The sequence below is a fragment of the Curtobacterium sp. NPDC090223 genome (assembly GCF_044746585.1).
GTDB lineage: Bacteria > Actinomycetota > Actinomycetes > Actinomycetales > Microbacteriaceae > Curtobacterium.
Window position 1 is genome coordinate 300,536 of sequence record NZ_JBIVCN010000004.1, and the last position, 19,140, is coordinate 319,675.

13 protein-coding genes are annotated in these 19,140 nt (G+C 68.2%); 7 read left to right on the plus strand and 6 right to left on the minus strand.

Going from position 1 to position 19,140, the window contains the following annotated elements; genetic code table 11:
* The first annotated feature begins 81 nt into the window (after positions 1 to 81).
* Entirely contained in the window at positions 82 to 3,735 is a 3,654-nt protein-coding gene (locus ACIPJY_RS11555) for a P-loop NTPase fold protein (protein WP_400464397.1), read from the plus strand.
* Positions 3,736 to 4,801: 1,066 nt separating this feature from the next.
* Here ACIPJY_RS11555 and dnaB read toward each other — a convergent pair.
* From dnaB to ACIPJY_RS11585, 6 genes are all read right to left on the minus strand, one after another.
* Positions 4,802 to 6,169, minus strand: a complete 1,368-nt coding sequence (gene dnaB, locus ACIPJY_RS11560; protein ID WP_400464394.1) for a replicative DNA helicase — start codon at positions 6,167 to 6,169, stop codon at positions 4,802 to 4,804.
* Positions 6,170 to 6,838: 669 nt separating this feature from the next.
* The gene (rplI, locus tag ACIPJY_RS11565) at positions 6,839 to 7,291 is read right to left on the minus strand and encodes a 50S ribosomal protein L9 (RefSeq protein WP_123655007.1); all 453 of its coding nucleotides are present in this window, start codon (positions 7,289 to 7,291) and stop codon (positions 6,839 to 6,841) included.
* 14 nt (positions 7,292 to 7,305) lie between these two features.
* Positions 7,306 to 7,563, minus strand: coding sequence for a 30S ribosomal protein S18 (rpsR, locus tag ACIPJY_RS11570; RefSeq protein WP_071278496.1), 258 nt, complete (start codon positions 7,561 to 7,563; stop codon positions 7,306 to 7,308).
* A 48-nt stretch (positions 7,564 to 7,611) separates the two neighbouring features.
* Positions 7,612 to 8,178 (minus strand): single-stranded DNA-binding protein, encoded by a 567-nt coding sequence (locus ACIPJY_RS11575; protein ID WP_400464390.1) that lies wholly within the window; start codon positions 8,176 to 8,178, stop codon positions 7,612 to 7,614.
* A 3-nt stretch (positions 8,179 to 8,181) separates the two neighbouring features.
* Complete coding sequence (gene rpsF / locus ACIPJY_RS11580) at positions 8,182 to 8,574, minus strand: 30S ribosomal protein S6 (RefSeq protein WP_123655009.1); 393 nt, start codon at positions 8,572 to 8,574, stop codon at positions 8,182 to 8,184.
* A 183-nt stretch (positions 8,575 to 8,757) separates the two neighbouring features.
* Positions 8,758 to 10,203, minus strand: coding sequence for a CCA tRNA nucleotidyltransferase (locus ACIPJY_RS11585; protein WP_400465165.1), 1,446 nt, complete (start codon positions 10,201 to 10,203; stop codon positions 8,758 to 8,760).
* Between the two features lie 122 nt (positions 10,204 to 10,325).
* Between ACIPJY_RS11585 and ACIPJY_RS11590 the strand changes: the two genes are divergently transcribed.
* From ACIPJY_RS11590 to ACIPJY_RS11615, 6 genes are all read left to right on the plus strand, one after another.
* Complete coding sequence (locus ACIPJY_RS11590) at positions 10,326 to 14,447, plus strand: DUF6049 family protein (protein ID WP_400464387.1); 4,122 nt, start codon at positions 10,326 to 10,328, stop codon at positions 14,445 to 14,447.
* A gap of 94 nt (positions 14,448 to 14,541) precedes the next feature.
* Positions 14,542 to 15,528, plus strand: a complete 987-nt coding sequence (gene trxB / locus ACIPJY_RS11595; protein ID WP_400464384.1) for a thioredoxin-disulfide reductase — start codon at positions 14,542 to 14,544, stop codon at positions 15,526 to 15,528.
* Positions 15,529 to 15,586: 58 nt separating this feature from the next.
* Positions 15,587 to 15,913 carry a thioredoxin gene (gene trxA, locus ACIPJY_RS11600; protein WP_017887828.1) on the plus strand — a complete coding sequence of 109 codons (327 nt, stop codon included), beginning with the start codon at positions 15,587 to 15,589 and terminating at the stop codon, positions 15,911 to 15,913.
* Between the two features lie 162 nt (positions 15,914 to 16,075).
* Positions 16,076 to 17,380, plus strand: a complete 1,305-nt coding sequence (locus ACIPJY_RS11605) for a PLP-dependent aminotransferase family protein (RefSeq protein WP_400464380.1) — start codon at positions 16,076 to 16,078, stop codon at positions 17,378 to 17,380.
* Between the two features lie 45 nt (positions 17,381 to 17,425).
* Positions 17,426 to 18,388, plus strand: a complete 963-nt coding sequence (locus tag ACIPJY_RS11610; RefSeq protein ID WP_400464377.1) for a D-alanine--D-alanine ligase — start codon at positions 17,426 to 17,428, stop codon at positions 18,386 to 18,388.
* 58 nt (positions 18,389 to 18,446) lie between these two features.
* Complete coding sequence (locus tag ACIPJY_RS11615; protein WP_400464374.1) at positions 18,447 to 19,007, plus strand: YdcF family protein; 561 nt, start codon at positions 18,447 to 18,449, stop codon at positions 19,005 to 19,007.
* Positions 19,008 to 19,140: the final 133 nt, after the last annotated feature.

Here is a 19,140-nt window from a genome sequence, read left to right on the forward strand (position 1 = left end):
GCGTCGTGGGGGAAAAGTCCTCAAAGTGTCGGTTGTCTCCGCAATACTTACTGACAACAAATCATCACTGGAAGGCTTCTTGTGTCGCTTCGCCCCGAATTGATCGCCGATGCGGAGATCACTACCGCTCAGGACGATGCGTTGGGCCATGAGCAGTTCACTGAGGAGCTGCTGCAACTCATCCGGCAGGCGAGGACGCCGAGCAACGTCGCGTTGTACGGCCCGTGGGGTGCCGGTAAGAGCGGGATCGGGCACCTGCTGGCCGCTGAGATCTCCGCGCGGTACGACAAAGAGATAGCGTTCGCCCGATTCGATGCGTTCAAGTACGCTCGGAATCCACTGCGGAGGAACTTCATTTCGGTCATCGCTGGCAGTCTCGGCGTGACCGACTCCCGCTTCGGTCAAGACTTGTACGAGACGAAGACCAGCTCAAAGGTGCAGTTTCCGCTGGTGAAGCTGTTGAAGCTGGCGGGGATCCTGTTCGGTTCGGGCGCGGTGATCGCTGCTGCGTTGGCGGGGCTCGCCGCGGTCATCGCGATGCTGCAGGACGAGCCGGTGTGGACGGCGCTGACTGGTGCGGCCTTGTCGTCCATCCCCGCGTCACTGGTGCCGGCGAGTTTACTGACGGCGGTAGTGGCGATCGCGAATAAAGCGTTCGTGACGGAGCACTCAAGCGAACGCGCGGAAAGTGACGAAGAGTTCGAACGCCTGTTCCGCGACTTGGTGACATCGAAAGTGAAGGGGCGCACCCTGGTCGTGTTCGTCGATGAGCTTGACCGTTGCGCCCCGTCGGACGTGATCGACACGCTGGATTCGATCCGAACGTTCTTCGGCGTTCCCGGCTGCGTCTTCGTCGTCGCCGCCGACCAGCAGGTTCTCGAGAGCGCGATGACGCAGTCCCTTCGGCAGGCGACCCCGCTGGATGATGTGAACCCGTACTACAGCGCCGGCAGTTCGTACCTCGACAAGGTGTTCCAGTACCAGATGACGCTGCCGCCACTGCGCGCAGGAAGTGTCACCGCGTTCGCCGCCGCGCTGGTCGCGGGACGCCGAGGGGTGTGGGAGCAAGTCAACACTGCGACGATCGCGTCGATCCTGATTCCGGCGCATGTGCGCGCTCCGCGACGCGTGAAGCATCTCCTCAACTCATTCGTGCTGGCGCATCGTCTCGCGACCGCCCGGGTCCGATCCGGCGATCTCGCGTTCCAGCTGGGCCGCGGGGAGGCCGAAGCGCTTGCGCGGCTGATCTGCCTGCAGGTGGAGTTCCCGCTCTTCGCCCGCGACATGGTCCTCGACCCGGAGCTGCCGCAGCATGTCGTCGGCGTCGCGACGGACGGGCGGGACCAGTACTGGCGGGCCCACCCCAGTGTTGAAATGCGCGTGCAGCAGCTGGTCGACGACTACCTGGAGAACACGCGGTGGGCGGGCGCCATGGTGTCCCCTGCGGACGCTGACGACCAGGACGCGGCGGACGCCGTTCGGTCGACGCAAGGGAACCAGCTGCTGAGCTACTTGCATCGCACCAGCAACGTCACAGGGCCATACCGGGACCTGCTGTTCCTCGAAAGCGCGGGCGTGGCATCGAATCTCCCCGGCACGCTCGCCCAGCAGGTTGAGCTCGCAGCACGCGACGGTGGAGTCGTGGAGATCCGGAACTTGTTCAGCAGGATCAACGGTGAGCAGCGTTCTGCTGCGGTGCACTTCCTCACGCAGATGCTGCGCACCGCAGTCGGTATTGAAGGACCCAACATCACGAGGACGTTGCTGGTAGCAGTCCCAATGACACCCATCGATGCGGCAACTGCCGACGCGATCGCGTTGGAGATCGATCAGAACGACGCGTTCCCTCCGAACGTGGTCGGATCATCGACGCTGGAGGGGGCACTCGAGGTTGCCTCGTCAGCGTCAGAGATCCGCCGGCGCTCGTTGGTGCGCCGTATCGCTGAGTCCGGCGCCACCGCGGCATCCGATGTCGGAGCGCGGCTCGCGATCGACTTCTGCGCAACGCTGCGCACGGCGGAAACACTCGTGCATGACGCGATGCGGACCCGCCTGATCAGCGAACACGCGGAGCAGTTCGCCGCCGAGCTGGAATTCGTCAAGCCGGAAGCTCTTGCGGCGGTGATCAGCGAGTCCGAGGAGTCGCTTGCCGAATCGCTGCGGGACGTCATCAGAGCGCATGAAGCTTGGCGAAGCGACCGCGAAGCCGCAGCATCGCCGAAAACGACGCGTCGCGTCGAGTCGGACACTGACGAGGAGCTCACCGAGCCTCTCAACCCGGCGGGTATCATCGCCGCGATCAGCAGCATTGCCGCCATACAGGTCGATCGGGAGTATCAGCCTGCGCTCATTCCGCTGATCCGCGTGCTGCTTCAGACCGGACAGGACACCGCCGCCGACGCCGTTCACGCGCTGCTGCCGTCGGTGGAGACCGCCATCGATGACACATTCGCCGAGCTGCTGCTGCGTGTGGGGCGACGTCGGTACCCCGATGAGTGGTCCGAGTGGACGGCGCTGCTGGTGCAGAGCCCGGAGTCGATCACCGCGGCGATCCGCCCGCACCTGGCGCACATGGTGGACCGGCTGTGGACGCGGCGCTTCATGGACAAGAGCCCGGACAGCATCGACGTATTCACCGAGCGGGCCCGCATCATCGCCCAGTGCAACGACTACCTGCCGGCCACGGAGCAGCACGAGCTATCCGCAGCGAGCCTGGAACTGCCGGATATCCTCGAGACCGAAGGCGACGTGGAGGAGCTGCGCGAGCGGCTCGAATGCCTTGACGTGCTCCGCCGTGTGGGGATCGTCGCCCAGCAAGACGCCTCCCACGCGCAGCTGGCGTTGGCGGAGCGCACCCTCGCCGCCGAGGTGGAAAATGAAGACGCCGTCGCCCTTGCTGACGGCATCCGGCGGCTGCTGCACGGATTCCTCGCATTTACCGCTCCGCGAACGGAGGAGACGGTTGCATCGTTGCTGCAGGCCATCGCTGCGTCCGGCTGGATGCCCGCCGCACTCGGGGCGGAGCTTCGCAACATCATGCTCGGCGCGGAACCAACCTTCGTTGCATCACACCCGGATGTAGAGCTCACCGTGGCTGAGGTGCAGGCCAGCATCGCGGCCGCGCCGCAACGGCGCTGGGACACTGTTCAGGACTGGCTCCGATACACCACCTCTGATGCTGCGACGGTCGCCGCGACGATCGGGCCTTACCTGTCGGGTGCTGGTGCCACTGCCGCGGAACTTCTGAGCGAAGTGGACCGATGGTGCCGCGCATTGCCGCAATCAACGCATGAACACGTCCTCGAGATTCTTGTCGGTCAGCCCACGTCACCGGATCTGACTGTGGCGGGTCTTGCCGCCGTCCGCGTATCAGCGCTGCCAGACGCGCGCACCGCGACACTCCTCAGCGCCCGCTATCAGGCCGAGTCGACCATCGATGGCCGTAAGCAGGTGCTGCGTGTGTGGCGCGCCGCGGCGATCCGAGCAGAGCAGCCCAAGCGACTGCTGGTGCGGACCGTGCTGCTAGACATGTTGACCCGGAACCAGGGGTCCGCTGAAGCTGCACTCGATGCTGCCGTCGCCCTCGTGCGGCCGCTGCCGTCGGGGACGAAGATTGACGTCCGGGATGCCCTCACAGTTGCGGGACACCGATGGTCGCCTCTGCGGAAACGAGCCGAACGCGTCGCCGACGAGTTGGGGCTGCCCGAACCCAAACGAGCGAAGCGCGGGAAGTGACGGTGCCCCTGCCGCCGCGCGAGCGACGACAGGGGCACCGTTGTCCGCCCTCGGCGCTGGCCGGCCGTGCGATCGGCAGCCGTCTTGGCCCGTGTGTCGGTCGGAACACTCCGATCCGGCGGGTGTCGAAGCCTCCCATCGTCGGTTCAACGGTCCGCTTCAGCCGTTCCGGTCCCGGCCCGAACCAATCGGAGAGCGATGCGAGCGGGTCAATATCGCGGAACGCTGGGAGATCTCGTCCTACCCACAGCTGCTGTTCGGTCGCCCGGAGAAGGGCAAGCGCCCGATCACGAATCCCCTGAAACGTCGTCGACGTGATCCTCCTCTCCACGCGCTGTAGCCGTTCCGACGACATCGAACTGCGTGGTCCACTCGACTTGCGCATAGTGCGATGGAAGCGGTCGCGAACTTCCAGAACCTCGGCGGACTTCGACGGGGCATCCCAGCCGAGCTCAACGTGTTCGATGTCGATGACATTGATTCAGCCATCCATCCGACCTGGGCCGTGAGCCACACAACCGTGTTCATCGAGCTCGATAGACCGTTCAACCAGATACGCCGCAACTGCGCGGCCACAACGGATCTCTACCCAATTTCGAACACCACTCCACGAAGTCTCGCCAAGCGTCAACCTTGCGCTGGTATCGGTCGCGGAAGGTCTGCTTCCACGTGTTTTGCATCGATGACATCAATCCAACTTTGAAGTCGACCAGGCGAATGAGCGAGTGCGCCTGAGTCATCGATCTCCCGGGACCGATCGAGTAGATAACTTCCAACAACCGGGCCCGAGGCGGGCAACGAGCTGATCCCGCGCCGTGCACACCACGCTTCGAAATCCGCCCAGGGGTCCGGGGTACGACGACGTCGAGGCTCGGGGCCGAGGGCGAAGCTCCTGGGTGCTCCAGTGAACGGCCCAGACGCCGGCGCGGGTAGGTAGGGCGGGAACCTCATAACGTCGATCCGATCATCGGGTCACCGTCCGCCACGCAGATGGTCAGTCTCACAGGAAGGGACCATCTCCTAGGCGGAGAGACCATCTAGCTGGGACACCGACAACAAATGCGCCCTACTGCGGCATGTCAACGAACCGCGAGAACATCCCGTGGAACGCCACCGTGATGGTGTCCGTCGGCCCGTTGCGGTGCTTCGCGACGATGAGGTCCGCCTCACCCTGACGCGGGTTGTCCTTCTCGTACGCCGACTCGCGGTGGAGCAGGATCACCATGTCGGCGTCCTGCTCGATGGAGCCCGACTCACGCAGGTCGGAGATCATCGGCTTCTTGTCGGCACGCTGCTCGGGACCACGGTTCAGCTGCGACAGCGCGATGACCGGGACCTGGAGCTCCTTCGCCATGAGCTTGAGCGCGCGGGAGAACTCGGAGACCTCTTGCTGGCGGCTCTCCACCTTCTTGCCCGAGGTCATCAGCTGCAGGTAGTCGATGACCACGAGCTTGAGGTTGTGCTGCTGCTTGAGACGACGGCACTTGGCGCGGATCTCGACGAGCGTCATGTTGGGGGAGTCGTCGATGAAGAACGGCGCGTCGTTGATCCGCCCGCGGGTCTGCGCGATGGTCGTCCAGTCGCGGGAGTCCACGGTGCCCTTGCGCATGTTCTGCAGCGGGACGCTGGTCTCGGCGGAGAGCAGACGCATGGCGATCTCGGCGCGACCCATCTCGAGCGAGAAGAAGGCAGCCGTCTGGTTGTGCTTGACGGCCGCGGCGCGGCACAGGTCGAGCGCGAGCGTGGACTTGCCGAGCGCCGGGCGGGCGGCGACGATGATGAGCTGTCCGGGGTGGAACCCGTTCGTCAGACCGTCGAGCTGCGCGAAACCGGTCGGTACGCCGGTCATCTGCCCGTCGCGGCCCTTCGCCGCTTCGATCTCGTCGATCGCGGCGGAGATTGCCTCGGTCAGGGGGACGTAGTCCTCGGTCTGCACACCGCCGGCGACGTTGTACACCTCGGCCTGGGCGCTGTTGACGAGGTCCGTGACCTCGCCCTCTGACGCGTAGCCCATCTGGACGATGCGGGTGCCAGCGTCGACGAGGCGACGGAGCACCGCCTTCTCGGCGACGATCGCGGCGTAGTACCCGGCGTTCGCGGCAGTGGGAACCATGCTCGTGACGCTGTGCAGGTACTCGGCACCGCCGGCGCGGGACAGCAGACCGGTCTTCGTCAGCTCGTCGGTGACGGCGATGACGTCGGTCGGCTCACCGTGCGAGTACAGCGACAGGATCGCGTCGAAGATGACCTCGTGCTTGGGGATGTAGAAGTCCACACCACGGGCGGTCTCGATGACGTCGGCGACGGCGTCCTTCGACAGGAGCATGCCGCCGATCGTCGACTGCTCCGCCAGGAGGTCGTACGGCGGCGTGCGCTCCATGCCCCCGCGCTCCGCGTAGTCCTGCGGCGCCGGGTCCAGATGCGCGATCGACACACTTGCTCCTCTTGTTGGTCGTGCGGACACGAGCTGTCGCCCACACGGCTGTTCTACCCCGAGCGACCGACATCCCCGAGTCGCTGGGTCAAGCTACGGGGGGCAAGTTATCCCCAGCAAACGGCCCTGTGGATAACTCTGTGGAGGACTTGCGGAACACGCCGGAAGTTCGTGTGGAAAACTGTGGACAGCCATGTGGAGAACACGGCCACCGAACACACTTTCGACCGACTGACCTGGGGTTTTCGTTTCCACACTGTGTGTGGACAACTGGGATTCAAGGTGCACTTGAAGGTTCTCGATTTGACGTTTCCACTGTGTAAAACGACTTGACAAACGGCCCCGCTGGGGAGAGTGTTCCCGGCTGGCTCCCAGCCACCCCGGCCACCCGCAGGACGTAACCGGTCAGCCCGGGGCGACCCGAGCCTCCCGGCCGAAACCGGGGGGTACGTAACCCGCCAGGACAGACGTTACGCAGCGTGGGACGTTGCGGACAGTGTGGCAGGCGAGAGCCCTCGCACGGTGTACGGAACCTCGCACACCGCGCCCGCGCCCGCGCCGCCCCGCGCACACAGCACCCCGCCCCGCCGCGCCCGCGCACACCCCCCCGCAACGCCGAAAGGCGGGCCTCCCCGAAGGGGAGACCCGCCTTTCGACGCAGACGCAGCCTTACTTGGCGGCGACGACCTTGAGCGAGATCACTGCGGTGATGTCCTCGCGCAGGCGGACGGTGGCCTCGTGGTCACCGACGGTCTTGATGGTCGCGGGGACCTCGACCTTGCGCTTGTCGAGCGAGCCGACGCCCTGGGCCTCGACGGCCGAGGCGACGTCCGCCGGACGGACGGAGCCGAACAGACGACCGTCCTTGCCGGCCTTGACGGACAGCTGGATGGTGGCGTTCTCGAGCTTCATCTTGAGGTCCTGTGCCTCTTCGATGGTGGCGAGCTCGCGAGCGGCACGGCCGGCGCGGATCGACTCGACCTGCTTCTCGCCGCCCTTGGACCACGCGACAGCGAAGCCCTGGGGGACGAGGTAGTTGCGGGCGTAGCCGTTCTTGACGTCGACGACGTCACCGGCGGAACCGAGGCCGGAGACCTCGTGGGTGAGGATGAGCTTCGACATGGTGATCCTCCTGATCAGCGGCCGGAGCCGGCGTAGGGGAGGAGCGCCATCTCTCGGGCGTTCTTCACGGCACGGGCGATGAGGCGCTGCTCCTGGACGGAGACGCCGGTGATGCGACGGGCGCGGATCTTTCCACGCTCCGAGATGAACTTGCGAAGGGTCGCAACGTCCTTGTAGTCGATGACACCGACCTTGATGGACTTCGCGGGAGCGGCGTTCTTGCCGCCCTTGCCGCGAGGCTTGCGGCGGTCGCCGCTGCTCTTTCCAGCCATTGTGTTTTTTCCTTAGAGAAGAAGAAGTTGTGTTCTACCGCGAACGGATCAGAACGGGGTCTCGTCGTCGTAGGTGCCACCGGGGGTCGACCACACGTCGTTCGACTGTGCTCCACCACCCTGCTGGCCACCCTGCGGGGACCACGGCTCGTCGGAACGGCCACCGCCGGCAGCGTTGCCGCCGCCGTTGTTGCCACCGAAGTTGCCGCCGCCCGAACCGCCGCCGACCTGTCCACGACCGCCGCCGCCACCCGCTGCACGGGTGACCTGCGCGGTCGCGTACCGGAGCGACGGGCCGATCTCGTCGACCTCGAGCTCGATGCTCGTACGCTGCTGGCCCTCACGGTCCTGGTACGAGCGCTGACGGAGACGACCCTGCGCGATGACGCGCGAGCCCTTCGTCAGCGACCCCGCGACGTGCTCGGCGAACTCGCGCCACACGCTCGCACGGAGGAACAGCGCGTCGCCGTCCTTCCACTCGTTCGCCTGACGGTCGAACGTGCGAGGGGTGGATGCGATGGTGAAGTTCGCCACAGCGAGCCCGTTCTGCGTGTAGCGCAGCTCCGGGTCAGCAGTGAGGTTCCCCACCACCGTGATGACGGTTTCGCCGGCCATCGGTTACTCGGCGCTCGCGGTCGCGGCGGCCGGGGCAGCAGCAGCGTTGGCTGCCTTGCGCGCGGCACGGGCCTCGTCGCGCTGCTTCTGGGCGGCGACCTGCGCGATGCCCTCTTCGGCGCGGAGGACCTTGGTGCGGAGCACGGCCTCGGAGAGACCGAGCTGGCGGTCCAGCTCCTTGGCGGCGTCGGATGACGACGTGAAGTTCACGACGGCGTAGAGGCCTTCGTTCTTCTTGGCGATCTCGTAAGCGAGACGACGACGACCCCAGACGTCCACGTTGTCGACGGTGCCACCGTCGTTGCGGATCACTGCGAGGAACTTGTCCAGGCTGGGAGCGACGGTGCGCTCGTCGAGCTCGGGGTCGAGGATCGCCATCAGTTCGTACTGGTGCATGCGGAACCCACCTCCTTTGGTCTTGGCGGCTCCGGGCGGTTCCCGGAACAGGAGGGTTGATGCATGTGTGCCGACACGCAGGTGCGTTCGGCACAACCCGGCAAGCTTAGCCCACGGCCGGGAGGCCCGCCACCGGTCTGTGGAGAACGAGCGTCCGCAGGGTGGCCGGGTCCAGGGCGCGGGTCAGCGCGTCACGCGTCGCGCGTCGCGCTCGGCCCACCACGCCCGCAGGCGCTCCTCGGCGAGGTCCGCCCCGAGCGGCCCTTCCTCCATGCGCGCCTCGAGCAGGAAGCGGTACGCCTCGCCCACCGCACGCCCCGGCGGGATGTCGAGGATGCGCATGATGTCGTCGCCCGTCAGGTCCGGGCGGATCGAGTCGAGTTCCTCCTGCTTGGAGAGGACGTCGATCCGGTCCTCCAGGTCGTCGTACGCGAACGCCAGACGGTCGGCCTTCCGCCGGTTCCGCGTCGTGACGTCGGAGCGGGTGAGCTCGTGCAGGCGCTCGAGCTGCGGGCCGGCGTCCCGGACGTAGCGACGCACGGCCGAGTCGGTCCAGGCGCCGTCGGTGTAGCCGAAGAAGCGCAGGTGCAGCTCGATCAGCCGTGCGACAGCAGCGATCGTGTCGTTGTCGAAGCGCAGGGCACGGAGGCGCTTCTTCGCGAGCTTCGACCCGACCAGGTCGTGGTGGTGGAAGCTCACGGCACCGCCCGGCTCGAGCTTCCGGGTCGCCGGCTTGCCGATGTCGTGCAGGAGCGCCGCGAGCCGCAGCACGGTGTCTGGTGCGTCGCCGGCGTGCCGCTCGTGCTCGTACCCGATCGCCTGGGACAGCACGGTGAGCGAGTGCTCGTACACGTCCTTGTGGTGGTGGTGCTCGTCGATCTCGAGGCACATCGCCGGGAGCTCCGGCAGGAACCGCTCGGCGAGCCCGGTGTCGACGAGGAGCCGGAGACCGGGGACCGGGTCGTCGGTGTTCAGCAGCTTGACGAGTTCGTCCCGGACGCGTTCGGCGGAGACGATGTCGATCGAGTCGGCCAGCTCCGTCATCGCCGTGCGGACCTCGTCGGCGACCGTGAAGCCGAGCTGCGACGTGAACCGGGCGGCACGCATCATCCGCAGCGGGTCGTCGCGGAAGGAGACGGTGGCGGTCTGCGGCGTGCGGAGGCGACCGGCCAGCAGGTCCTCGACGCCGCCGTGCACGTCGACGAGTTCCCGGGCCGGGAGCCGGAGCGCCATCGCGTTCACGGTGAAGTCGCGCCGGAGCAGGTCGTCCTCGATGGTGTCGCCGAACGCCACCTCGGGCTTCCGGGTCTCCCCGTCGTAGACGTCGCTCCGGTACGTGGTGATCTCGACCTGCTCGCCCTCGATCCGCGCGGCGATCGTGCCGAACTGCCGGCCGATGTCCCAGGTGGCGCTCGCGATCGGCTCGACGATGCCCAGGACGACGTCCGGGCGCGCGTCGGTGGTGAAGTCGAGGTCGGTCACCGGGCGGCCGAGGAAGGCGTCCCGGACCGGACCACCGACGAGCGCGAGTTCGTGGCCCGCATCCGCGAACGCGCGGGCGAGGACGGCGACGGGCGCGGTGGCGGCGAGTGCGTCGAGACGTTCGACGGCCTGGGCAACGGACTGCATGACGGTCTCGATCATCCCAGATCGACGCCGTCGGTTCTCCACGACACCGGGGTCACGCCCGTCTCTCATGGTCCGGCCTCATACACTCGTCCGAGGTCTGCTCCGATCACGGACCCTCCAGCATGCACATTCTCCGCACCTCGCTCGCCGCCGCCGCGTCCGCCCTGGTCGCCCTCGGTCTCGTCGTCACGCCCGCGTCCGTCACCGCCGCGCAGGCCACGACGACCTCCGCCACGACCACGCACCTCGCGCACCCTGCGGCAGCCCAGGAGGGCAAGGCGTCGATCGAGATCGTGCCGGCCGGCCGGGGGATCCTGCAGCCCGACCAGGACCTCTCGCTCACGCTGACGGTCACGAACGACACCGACGCGGCCCTGCCCGCCGGCACCGCCGAACTCGACATCTTCCGGCAGTACGCGGGCACCCGCGACGTGCTCAGCGACTGGCTCGCCGACACCAGCACGACGGGTTACCTCGGCGCCCCGATGGACTCCGTGGACATCCCGGCGGTCCCGGCGCACCGATCGGTCACCCTGGACGACGTCACGATCGTCTCGGGCAACGTGGCCCTCGGCGGGTACTCCTCCTTCGGTGCGCGACGCATCGCCGCCGAGTACACGGCGGGGTCCACCTTCGCCGTGGACCGCTCGGCGATCACCTGGTACCCCGACTACGAGCAGACCCCGGTGGGCGTCTCGGTGGCGATGCCGATCACGATGCCCGCCAACGCCGACGGGCTGATCGCCGCGAAGGACCTCGCCGCCGCGACCAGCGTCGACGGCACCCTCACGCAGCAGCTCGACGCCGCACAGGACCACAACGTCGCACTCGGCATCGACCCGCGCATCATCGCCTCGATCCGGATCCTCGGCGAGAACGCCCCGTCCTCGGCGACCGCCTGGCTCGAGCGGCTGCAGCGGATGCGCAACGAGACGTTCGCGCTGTCCTACGCCGACGCCGACGTCACCGGGCTCCGGCAGGCGGGCGCCTCGGGCATCCTGTCGCCGATCTCGCTCGACCAGTCCGTCGACCCGGACGACTTCCCCGGGGCCACCACACCGGCGCCCACCGCGACGAACACCCCGAGCGCGACGAACCCCGCACCGTCCTCCACCCCGGAGTCCAACCCGACGACGGACGCCGCTCCCGACCAGGGCACCGACGCGGACGCCGTGCCGACCCTGCCGACCACGGCCTCGCTCCTCGACTTCCCGTACTCGATGTCCGCCATCTCCTGGCCGTCGGACGACACCGTCACGAGCGACGACATCGACGCCCTCGCCACCGCCGGCACCAAGTCGACGATCGTCTCGAGCGGCAACACCTCGGCCGGTGCCGCCACCACCGTCACCGCGTCGGAGAAGATCGACGACCACCAGGTGCTCGTCTCCGACGAGGGCATGTCGGCACTGCTCCGCGACGCCGCGACCGCCACCACGCAGCGGGCCTGGTCCGGGGCGATGAGCGAGCTCACCGCCACCCTCGCGACGGCGTCCCGCCAGGGCGGCACGACCGGCCCGGTGCTCCTCACCCTCGGCCGGGACTGGCCGACGGACTCCGCGCGCCTCAGCCAGGCGCTCGACGCCCTCGAGAGCACCGCGTGGGTCTCCCCGTCCGACCTCTCGACGGCCGCCGCGACGACCCCCGGGTCCCTGACCCTGAAGAGCACCGCGGAGAGCAAGACCCGGCTCGACCAGCTGCGCCGCATCGTGCAGTCCGAGCGCAACCTCACCGACTTCGCGTCCGCGATCGAGGACCCCGTCGAGCTCACGGCACCCGCACGGCTGACGAACCTCGCCGCGGCGTCGAACGCATGGCGCGGTGACGACGACGGACTCGTCCAGGCCGTGGACGACATCGTCACCGCGTCCGCCAAGACCGTCTCGAGCGTCGGGATCCTCGACGGCAGCAGCATCACCCTGCTCGGCGACCGGTCCTCCCTGCCGATCTCGATCCGGAACCGCTCCGACTACCCGGTCACGGTGTTCCTGACCGTGCAGCCGTCGAACTCGTTCCTCCGCATCGAGAAGAACGCCGTGAAGGTGACGGTCCAGGCCGACTCCTCCAGCCGCGTGACCTTCCCCGTGCAGTCCGTCGCGAACGGCAAGGTCGAGCTGACCATGTCGCTCACCAGCGCGACGGGCGTCCGGATCGCCGACCCCGCGACGGTCGAGATCAACGTGCAGGCGCAGTGGGAGACCGTCATCACGGCCGCCGCGGCGATCGCCGTCATCGCGATCTTCGGCCTCGGCATCTTCCGCAACGTGCGCCGCCGCATCCGGCGGCGCCGCAACGGCGAGCCGGAAGAAGAGGACGAGGACCCGAACCGCCTCTACGTGGAGCCTGCTGCGCAGGACACCCGGACAGGAGGCCCGGATCACCTCCCCGGGTCCGCCACCCCCCTGGCCGCGGCCGGGTCCGCCACCGCGCTGGCCGCTGCCGGGTCCGGCAGTCCGCTCGCCGCCGCGGAGAGCGGTGACCACCTCGACGACGCGATCCGGCCTGCCGGGGCCGTGTCCAGCCTCCAGGCAGACCGACAGTCCGACGTGAGCGCCGCCGAGGAGCCGACCATCAGCACCACCCAGTCTCCGACCGCCGTCGACGCCGAACCCGTCGCCGAACGCAGCCTCGGCCGCGCGAGCGCGATGCTCGCAGCCGGCACGATGATCTCGCGCGTGCTCGGCTTCGCGAAGACGTTCGTGCTCGCCTACGCGATCGGCAACTCGGGGTCGCGGGCCGCGAACGCGTTCGCGGTCTCGAACCAGCTCCCGAACAACATCTACGCGCTCATCGCCGGCGGCCTGCTCTCCGCCGTGCTCATCCCGCAGATCGTGCGCGCGATGAAGAAGAACGCCGACGGCGGGTCCGCCTACGTCAACAAGATCGTGACGCTCGCGGGGTCGGTCTTCGTCGTGATCACGATCGTGGCGACCCTGCTCGCGCCGCTGCTCGTGCAGGCGTACCGGCAGTCCGCGGGCGCCGACGGCAAGGGCTTCACCGCGGCCCAGACCGACCTCGCCGTGGCCTTCGCGTTCTGGTGCCTGCCGCAGATCCTGTTCTACGCGATGTACTCGCTGCTCGGCGAGGTCCTCAACGCGAAGCAGGTCTTCGGACCCTTCACCTGGGCGCCGCTCATCAACAACGTCATCGCGATCGCCGGACTCATCGTCTTCATCGCGATGTTCGGCGGCCGCGACCTCAACTCCGGCGTCGACTCCTGGACCCCGTTGAAGATCGCCGTGCTCGCCGGCAGTGCCTCGCTCGGGGTGTTCGCCCAGGCGGCCTTCCTGCCGCTGTTCTGGCGCCGCGCCGGTCTGTCGTTCCGGCTCGACTTCCGCTGGCGGGGCGTCGGCCTCAAGTCCACGGGGACCGCAGCGGGCTGGCTCTTCGGCATGATCCTGGTCACGCAGCTCGCCGGGCTGGTGCAGTCGCGCGTCGCCTCGCTCGCCGACGGTGCCGGGAACGCGACGCTCGCCACCAGCTGGCTGCTGTTCATGCTCCCGCACTCGATCATCACCGTCTCGATCGCGACGGCGTACTTCACCCGGATGAGCCACGACGCCGAGCGCGGGGACCTCGCGGCGGTGCGACGGAACCTGTCGCTGTCGCTGCGGATCGTGGGGCTGTTCACGGTGTTCGCGTCCGTCGCGCTCGTGGTGACCGCGACGTCGTTCGCCCGCATCTGGGAGAACACGTTCTGGAACACGCAGTCCATGGCGTGGGTCCTCGTCGCCTACATGCCCGGCCTGGTGCTGTTCAGCATGCTCTTCATCATCCAGCGGGTCTTCTGGGCCCTGCACGACCACCGGACGCCGTTCCTGATGCAGATCGTGCAGTCGGCGCTCTTCGTGATCGGCGCCCTCGCGGTGGCCACGCTGCCCGGCGAGCACATCGGCGTCGGGATCGCGCTGTGCACGACGATCGCCGGCACCGCGCAGACGATCGTGGCACTCGTCCTCGTCCGGCGCCGCCTGAACGGCATCGACGGTCCGAACGTCACCCGCTCGCACGTCCAGTTCGTGATCGCCGCGCTCATCTCCGGCGTGGTCGGCGTCCTCGTCGCCAACTTCTTCGGGGCCTTCTCCGCCGACGGCTTCGCGATGGCCGACGTCACCGGCGCCCTGATCACGCTCGCGATCACCGGCGCCGTCATGGTCCTCGTCTACTTCGGAGCCCTGGTCGTCGCGAAGAACGGCGAGATCCGCGGGGCCGTCGACATGCTGAAGGCACGCCTCGGCCGCTGACGCTTCCGTCCCGCGCACGTTCCCGGGTGCCGTGGAATGGCGCGCCGGTAGCATGTGTTGACCCGGTCAGAAGCAACGGAAGGGCACTGAAGGCATGCGCCAGCTCATCATCATCGGTTCCGGCCCGGCCGGGTTCACCGCCGGCATCTACGCCGCGCGGGCCCAGCTCAAGCCGCTCATCGTCGCGTCCAGCGTCGAGACGGGTGGCGAACTCACCAAGACGACCGAGGTCGAGAACTTCCCGGGCTTCCCGGAGGGCATCCAGGGCCCCGACCTCATGATCAAGATGCAGGAGCAGGCCGAGAAGTTCGGCGCCGAGGTCCTGTACGACGACGCCGTCTCCGTGGAGCTCACCGGCGACGTCAAGAAGGTCACGGTCGGCTCCGGCGAGACGTACGAGGCCCTCGCGGTCATCTACGCCACCGGCTCGGCCTACCGCCAGCTCGGCCTCGCCGACGAGGAACGCCTGTCCGGCCACGGTGTCTCGTGGTGCGCGACCTGCGACGGCTTCTTCTTCCGCCAGAAGAACATCGCCGTCGTCGGCGGCGGTGACTCCGCGATGGAAGAAGCCACGTTCCTGACCCGCTTCGCGGACAAGGTCACGGTCATCCACCGCAAGGACACCCTGCGCGCGTCGAAGATCATGCAGGACCGTGCCGTCAACGACCCGAAGATCGAGTTCGCGTGGAACAAGGAGGTCGTCGGGATCACCGGTGCCTCCTCGGTCGAGGGCGTCACGCTCAAGGACACCGTCACCGGCGAGACCTCGGAGCTCGCGCTCGACGGCCTGTTCATCGCGATCGGCAACGACCCGCGCGTGCACCTGGTCCACCAGCAGCTCCAGCTCGCCCCCGAGGGCACCATCGCGGTCGAGGGCCGCACCTCGAAGGCCGTCGGCGTTCCCGGTGTCTTCGTCGCCGGCGACGTGCTCGACCACACCTACCGGCAGGCGATCACCGCTGCCGGCTCGGGCGCGGTCGCCGCACTCGACGCCGAGAAGTACCTCGCCGACCTCGACGACACCCTGACCAGCGCAGCCGAGGGTGACACCCCGGCCGAGCCCGTCACCATCTCCGCGTAGGGAATGGTCCGGCGCCCTTCGCCGTTCCACCCACCAACGACTTCTCGAAGGAGTACACATGTCCAACGCCAAGGCAGTCACCGACGCCACCTTCTCGGACGAGGTCCTGAAGTCCGACAAGACGATCCTCGTCGACTTCTGGGCAGAGTGGTGCGGCCCGTGTCGCGCCGTCTCCCCGATCCTCGACCAGATCGCCGAAGAGCACGCCGGCAAGATCGAGATCGTGAAGCTCAACGTCGACGACAACCCGCAGTCGGCCATGAACTACCAGATCACGTCGATCCCGGCGATGAAGGTCTTCAAGGGTGGCGAGGTCGTCAAGACCGTCATCGGCGCCAAGCCGAAGCCCGCCCTCGAGGCAGACCTCGCGGAGTTCCTCGCGTAGGCACCCGGCACAGACTCGAACGCCCCGTCCTCCATTCCATCGGAGGGCGGGGCGTTCGTCCGTCCGTCCGGGCCACCCGTTGCCGATCGGCCTGTGCCCCGGAGCCCGGGTTTCCGGGCGTGATGTCGTACTGTGGCTGAACGCCTGTGAACGGAGAACTCGATGACCAACGGCAACAGTCTCGACCCCTGGTACGACTCCTACGCCCAGCGCACCGCCGGGCTGAGCGCCTCCGAGGTCCGAGCGCTGTTCGCCGTCGCGTCGCGGCCCGAAGTGGTCTCGCTCGCCGGCGGCATGCCGTTCGTCTCCGCGCTCCCGCGTGAGCTCGTCACGGGCTCCCTGGACCGCGTGATGGCGGAGGACGCCGCCATGGCCCTCCAGTACGGCGGGGGACAGGGCCTCAGGGCCCTCCGCGAGCACATCGTCGACGTGATGTCCCTCGAGGGCATCCGTGCCAGCGCCGAGGACGTCGTCGTGACCACGGGCTCCCAGCACGCCCTCGACCTCGTCACGCGCCTGTTCATCGACCCGGGCGACGTCGTCCTGGCCGAGTCACCGTCCTACGTCGGCGCGATCGGGGTGTTCCGCTCGTACCAGGCCGAGACGGTCCACGTGACGACGGACGAGCACGGTCTCGTGCCGGAGGCACTGCGCGAGACGATCGCGAACCTCCGCGCCGCCGGCAAGCGGATGAAGTTCCTCTACACGATCCCGAACTTCCACAACCCGGCCGGTGTCACGATGAGCCGCGAGCGCCGCATCGAGGTGCTCGACATCTGCCGCTCGAACAACATCCTGGTGCTCGAGGACAACCCGTACGGGCTCCTCTGGTTCGACGAGCCGGCACCGCAGGCCATCCGGTCGATCGACGACGAGGGCGTGGTCTACCTCGGTTCGTTCTCGAAGACCCTGGCGCCGGGCTTCCGCGTCGGCTGGGCCCTCGCGCCGCACGCCATCCGCGAGAAGCTCGTCCTGGCCAACGAGTCCGCCGTCCTCGCGCCGAACTCGTTCGGCCAGTACGTCGTCAACGCCTACCTCGACGCGGCCGACTGGCGCGGGCAGATCGACACGTTCCGCGGCATCTACGCCGAACGCCGTGACGCGATGTTCCAGGCGCTGGGGGAGTTCCTGCCGGACCTCACCTGGACGCGACCGAACGGCGGCTTCTTCGTCTGGCTCACCCTGCCGGACTCGCTCGACTCCAAGGGCATGCTCCCGCGTGCGGTCAAGGAACTCGTCGCGTACACCCCCGGGACGGCCTTCTACGCCGACGGTCGGGGTGCGCAGCACATCCGGCTCTCGTTCTGCTACCCGACACCGGAGCAGATCCGCGTCGGTGTGAAGCGCCTCGCCAACGTCGTCAACGACGAGCTCGAGCTCATCGAGACGTTCGGCCCGAGCACGCGCCCGAACGCGGTCGTCTGCCAGACCTCCTCGGTCAGCGGTCCGCCACCGAACATGTCCTGACCAGCACTTTCCGTATTTCGACAGCAGTTCCGGAGGACCTCTCGCATGGCCGAGCTCACCCGTCGTCACGTGGTCGTCGTCGCCGGCGGCATCTCGCACGAACGCGATGTCTCACTCCGATCGGGGCGCCGGGTCGCCGACTCCCTGACCGGGTACGGCTGGCAGGTCGACCTCCGGGACGCCGACGCGTCCCTCCTGCCCGCCCTGCGGGAATCCCGCCCGGACGTCGTGTGGCCGGCCCTGCACGGCGCCTCCGGTGAGGACGGCGCGCTGCGCGGGATCCTGGAGGCCGTGGACATCCCGTTCGTCGGCTCACGTTCCACGTCGGCCCGGCTGGCGTGGGACAAGCCCACGGCATCCGCGCTGGTCGCCAGGACCGGCGTGCGGACGCCCCGCTCGGTGACGCTCTCGCACGACGTGTTCCGCGAGCTCGGTGCGGTCGGTGTGCTCGACAGCATCGCCGCCGAGCACCCGGTGCCCCTCGCGGTGAAGCCGGCACGCGGTGGGAGCGCCCAGGGCGTGACGCTCGTCGAGGACCCGAACGACCTGCCGCGAGCGATGGTCACGGCGTACACGTACTGCGACGACGTCGTCGTGGAGCAGCTCATCCGGGGCACCGAGGTCGCCGTCGGCATCATCGACACCGGCGACGGTCCGGTCGCGCTGGCACCCGTGGAGATCGTCCCGCGGAACGGCTTCTACGGCTTCGAGGCGCGCTACAACGCCGGGGAGACGACGTTCTACACGCCGGCCCGGCTGTCCGACGAACACGCGGCAGCGGCGGCTGCAGCGGCCGTCGCGGCGCACGAGGCACTCGGCCTCCGTCACATCTCCCGGGTCGACCTGATCATCGACGGTGCCGGCACCCCGTGGTTCCTCGAGGCGAACGTGCTGCCGGGCCTCACCGAGACCTCACTGGTCCCGCAGGCCCTGTCCGCCTCCGGGTTCGACCTCGGGTGGACCTACGCCGAGCTCGCCGAGCAGGCCATCCGCGACGACCGCGACTGACGTGGTCCCCCTGCGCCGGCGCAACGTTCCACGTGGAACACTCCCGGTCCTCGCAGGTGTGATCGTCGGTACCGCCGCGGTGCTCGGCTGGGCAGAGGTCCTGCACGCCCGCGCTCGCACCCGACGTGTCGGACTGCAGCCGTGGTCCCGCGCCGGCACGGGAGCCGTCGTCGTGCTCGGGTTCGCCAACCGCGGCCCCAGAGCCAACATGGTGAACCGCTGGCGTGCGCGGATGGCAGTCCGCACTGCGAGGCTCGGCGACGCCGTGACCGTCATCACGAGCGGGGGATCCGTGAGCGGACCCGTCCCGGAAGCCACCGTGCTCGCCGAGTACATGCGGTGCGAACTCGGATGGACGGGGCCGCTCCTGCAGGACACGGAGAGCCGTTCCACGTGGGAGAACGTCCGCAACGTCATCCCGATGCTCGAGTCGGCAGACTGGATCGTGTTCGCGTCCAACGGTCTGCACGCCGAGAAGGCTCGGGAGTACCTGCGGCGTCAGCGCCCGGACCTCGCGTCGCGCTTGGTCCCGGGGGAGGAGTACCGGTTCGGCGAGATGATCCTCGCGAAGCCGCTCTTCGCGGCGGTCGGTCTCCGGAAGTTGCGCGCCCTGCGCTGACGGCAGGGCGCCGCGTCCGCTCGGGTTCGTGCCGCGACGCCCGGCGCGACGCTGAGCATGTTCCACGTGGAACGTGCGGAACGCCCTCCGCCTCGCTGCCGCGTCACCAGCACGCCGTACGGGCCGATGCTGG

Excerpts from the sequence above, each read along its gene's own strand:
- ACIPJY_RS11585 (WP_400465165.1), bottom strand. The coding sequence starts at position 10,203 with ATGCAGTCCGTTGCCCAGGCCGTCGAACGTCTCGACGCACTCGCCGCC.
- trxA (WP_017887828.1), top strand. The coding sequence starts at position 15,587 with ATGTCCAACGCCAAGGCAGTCACCGACGCCACCTTCTCGGACGAGGTC.
- ACIPJY_RS11590 (WP_400464387.1), top strand. The coding sequence starts at position 10,326 with ATGCACATTCTCCGCACCTCGCTCGCCGCCGCCGCGTCCGCCCTGGTC.
- rpsF (WP_123655009.1), bottom strand. The coding sequence starts at position 8,574 with ATGCACCAGTACGAACTGATGGCGATCCTCGACCCCGAGCTCGACGAG.
- rplI (WP_123655007.1), bottom strand. The coding sequence starts at position 7,291 with ATGTCGAAGCTCATCCTCACCCACGAGGTCTCCGGCCTCGGTTCCGCC.
- ACIPJY_RS11575 (WP_400464390.1), bottom strand. The coding sequence starts at position 8,178 with ATGGCCGGCGAAACCGTCATCACGGTGGTGGGGAACCTCACTGCTGAC.
- ACIPJY_RS11605 (WP_400464380.1), top strand. The coding sequence starts at position 16,076 with ATGACCAACGGCAACAGTCTCGACCCCTGGTACGACTCCTACGCCCAG.
- ACIPJY_RS11610 (WP_400464377.1), top strand. The coding sequence starts at position 17,426 with ATGGCCGAGCTCACCCGTCGTCACGTGGTCGTCGTCGCCGGCGGCATC.
- rpsR (WP_071278496.1), bottom strand. The coding sequence starts at position 7,563 with ATGGCTGGAAAGAGCAGCGGCGACCGCCGCAAGCCTCGCGGCAAGGGC.
- trxB (WP_400464384.1), top strand. The coding sequence starts at position 14,542 with ATGCGCCAGCTCATCATCATCGGTTCCGGCCCGGCCGGGTTCACCGCC.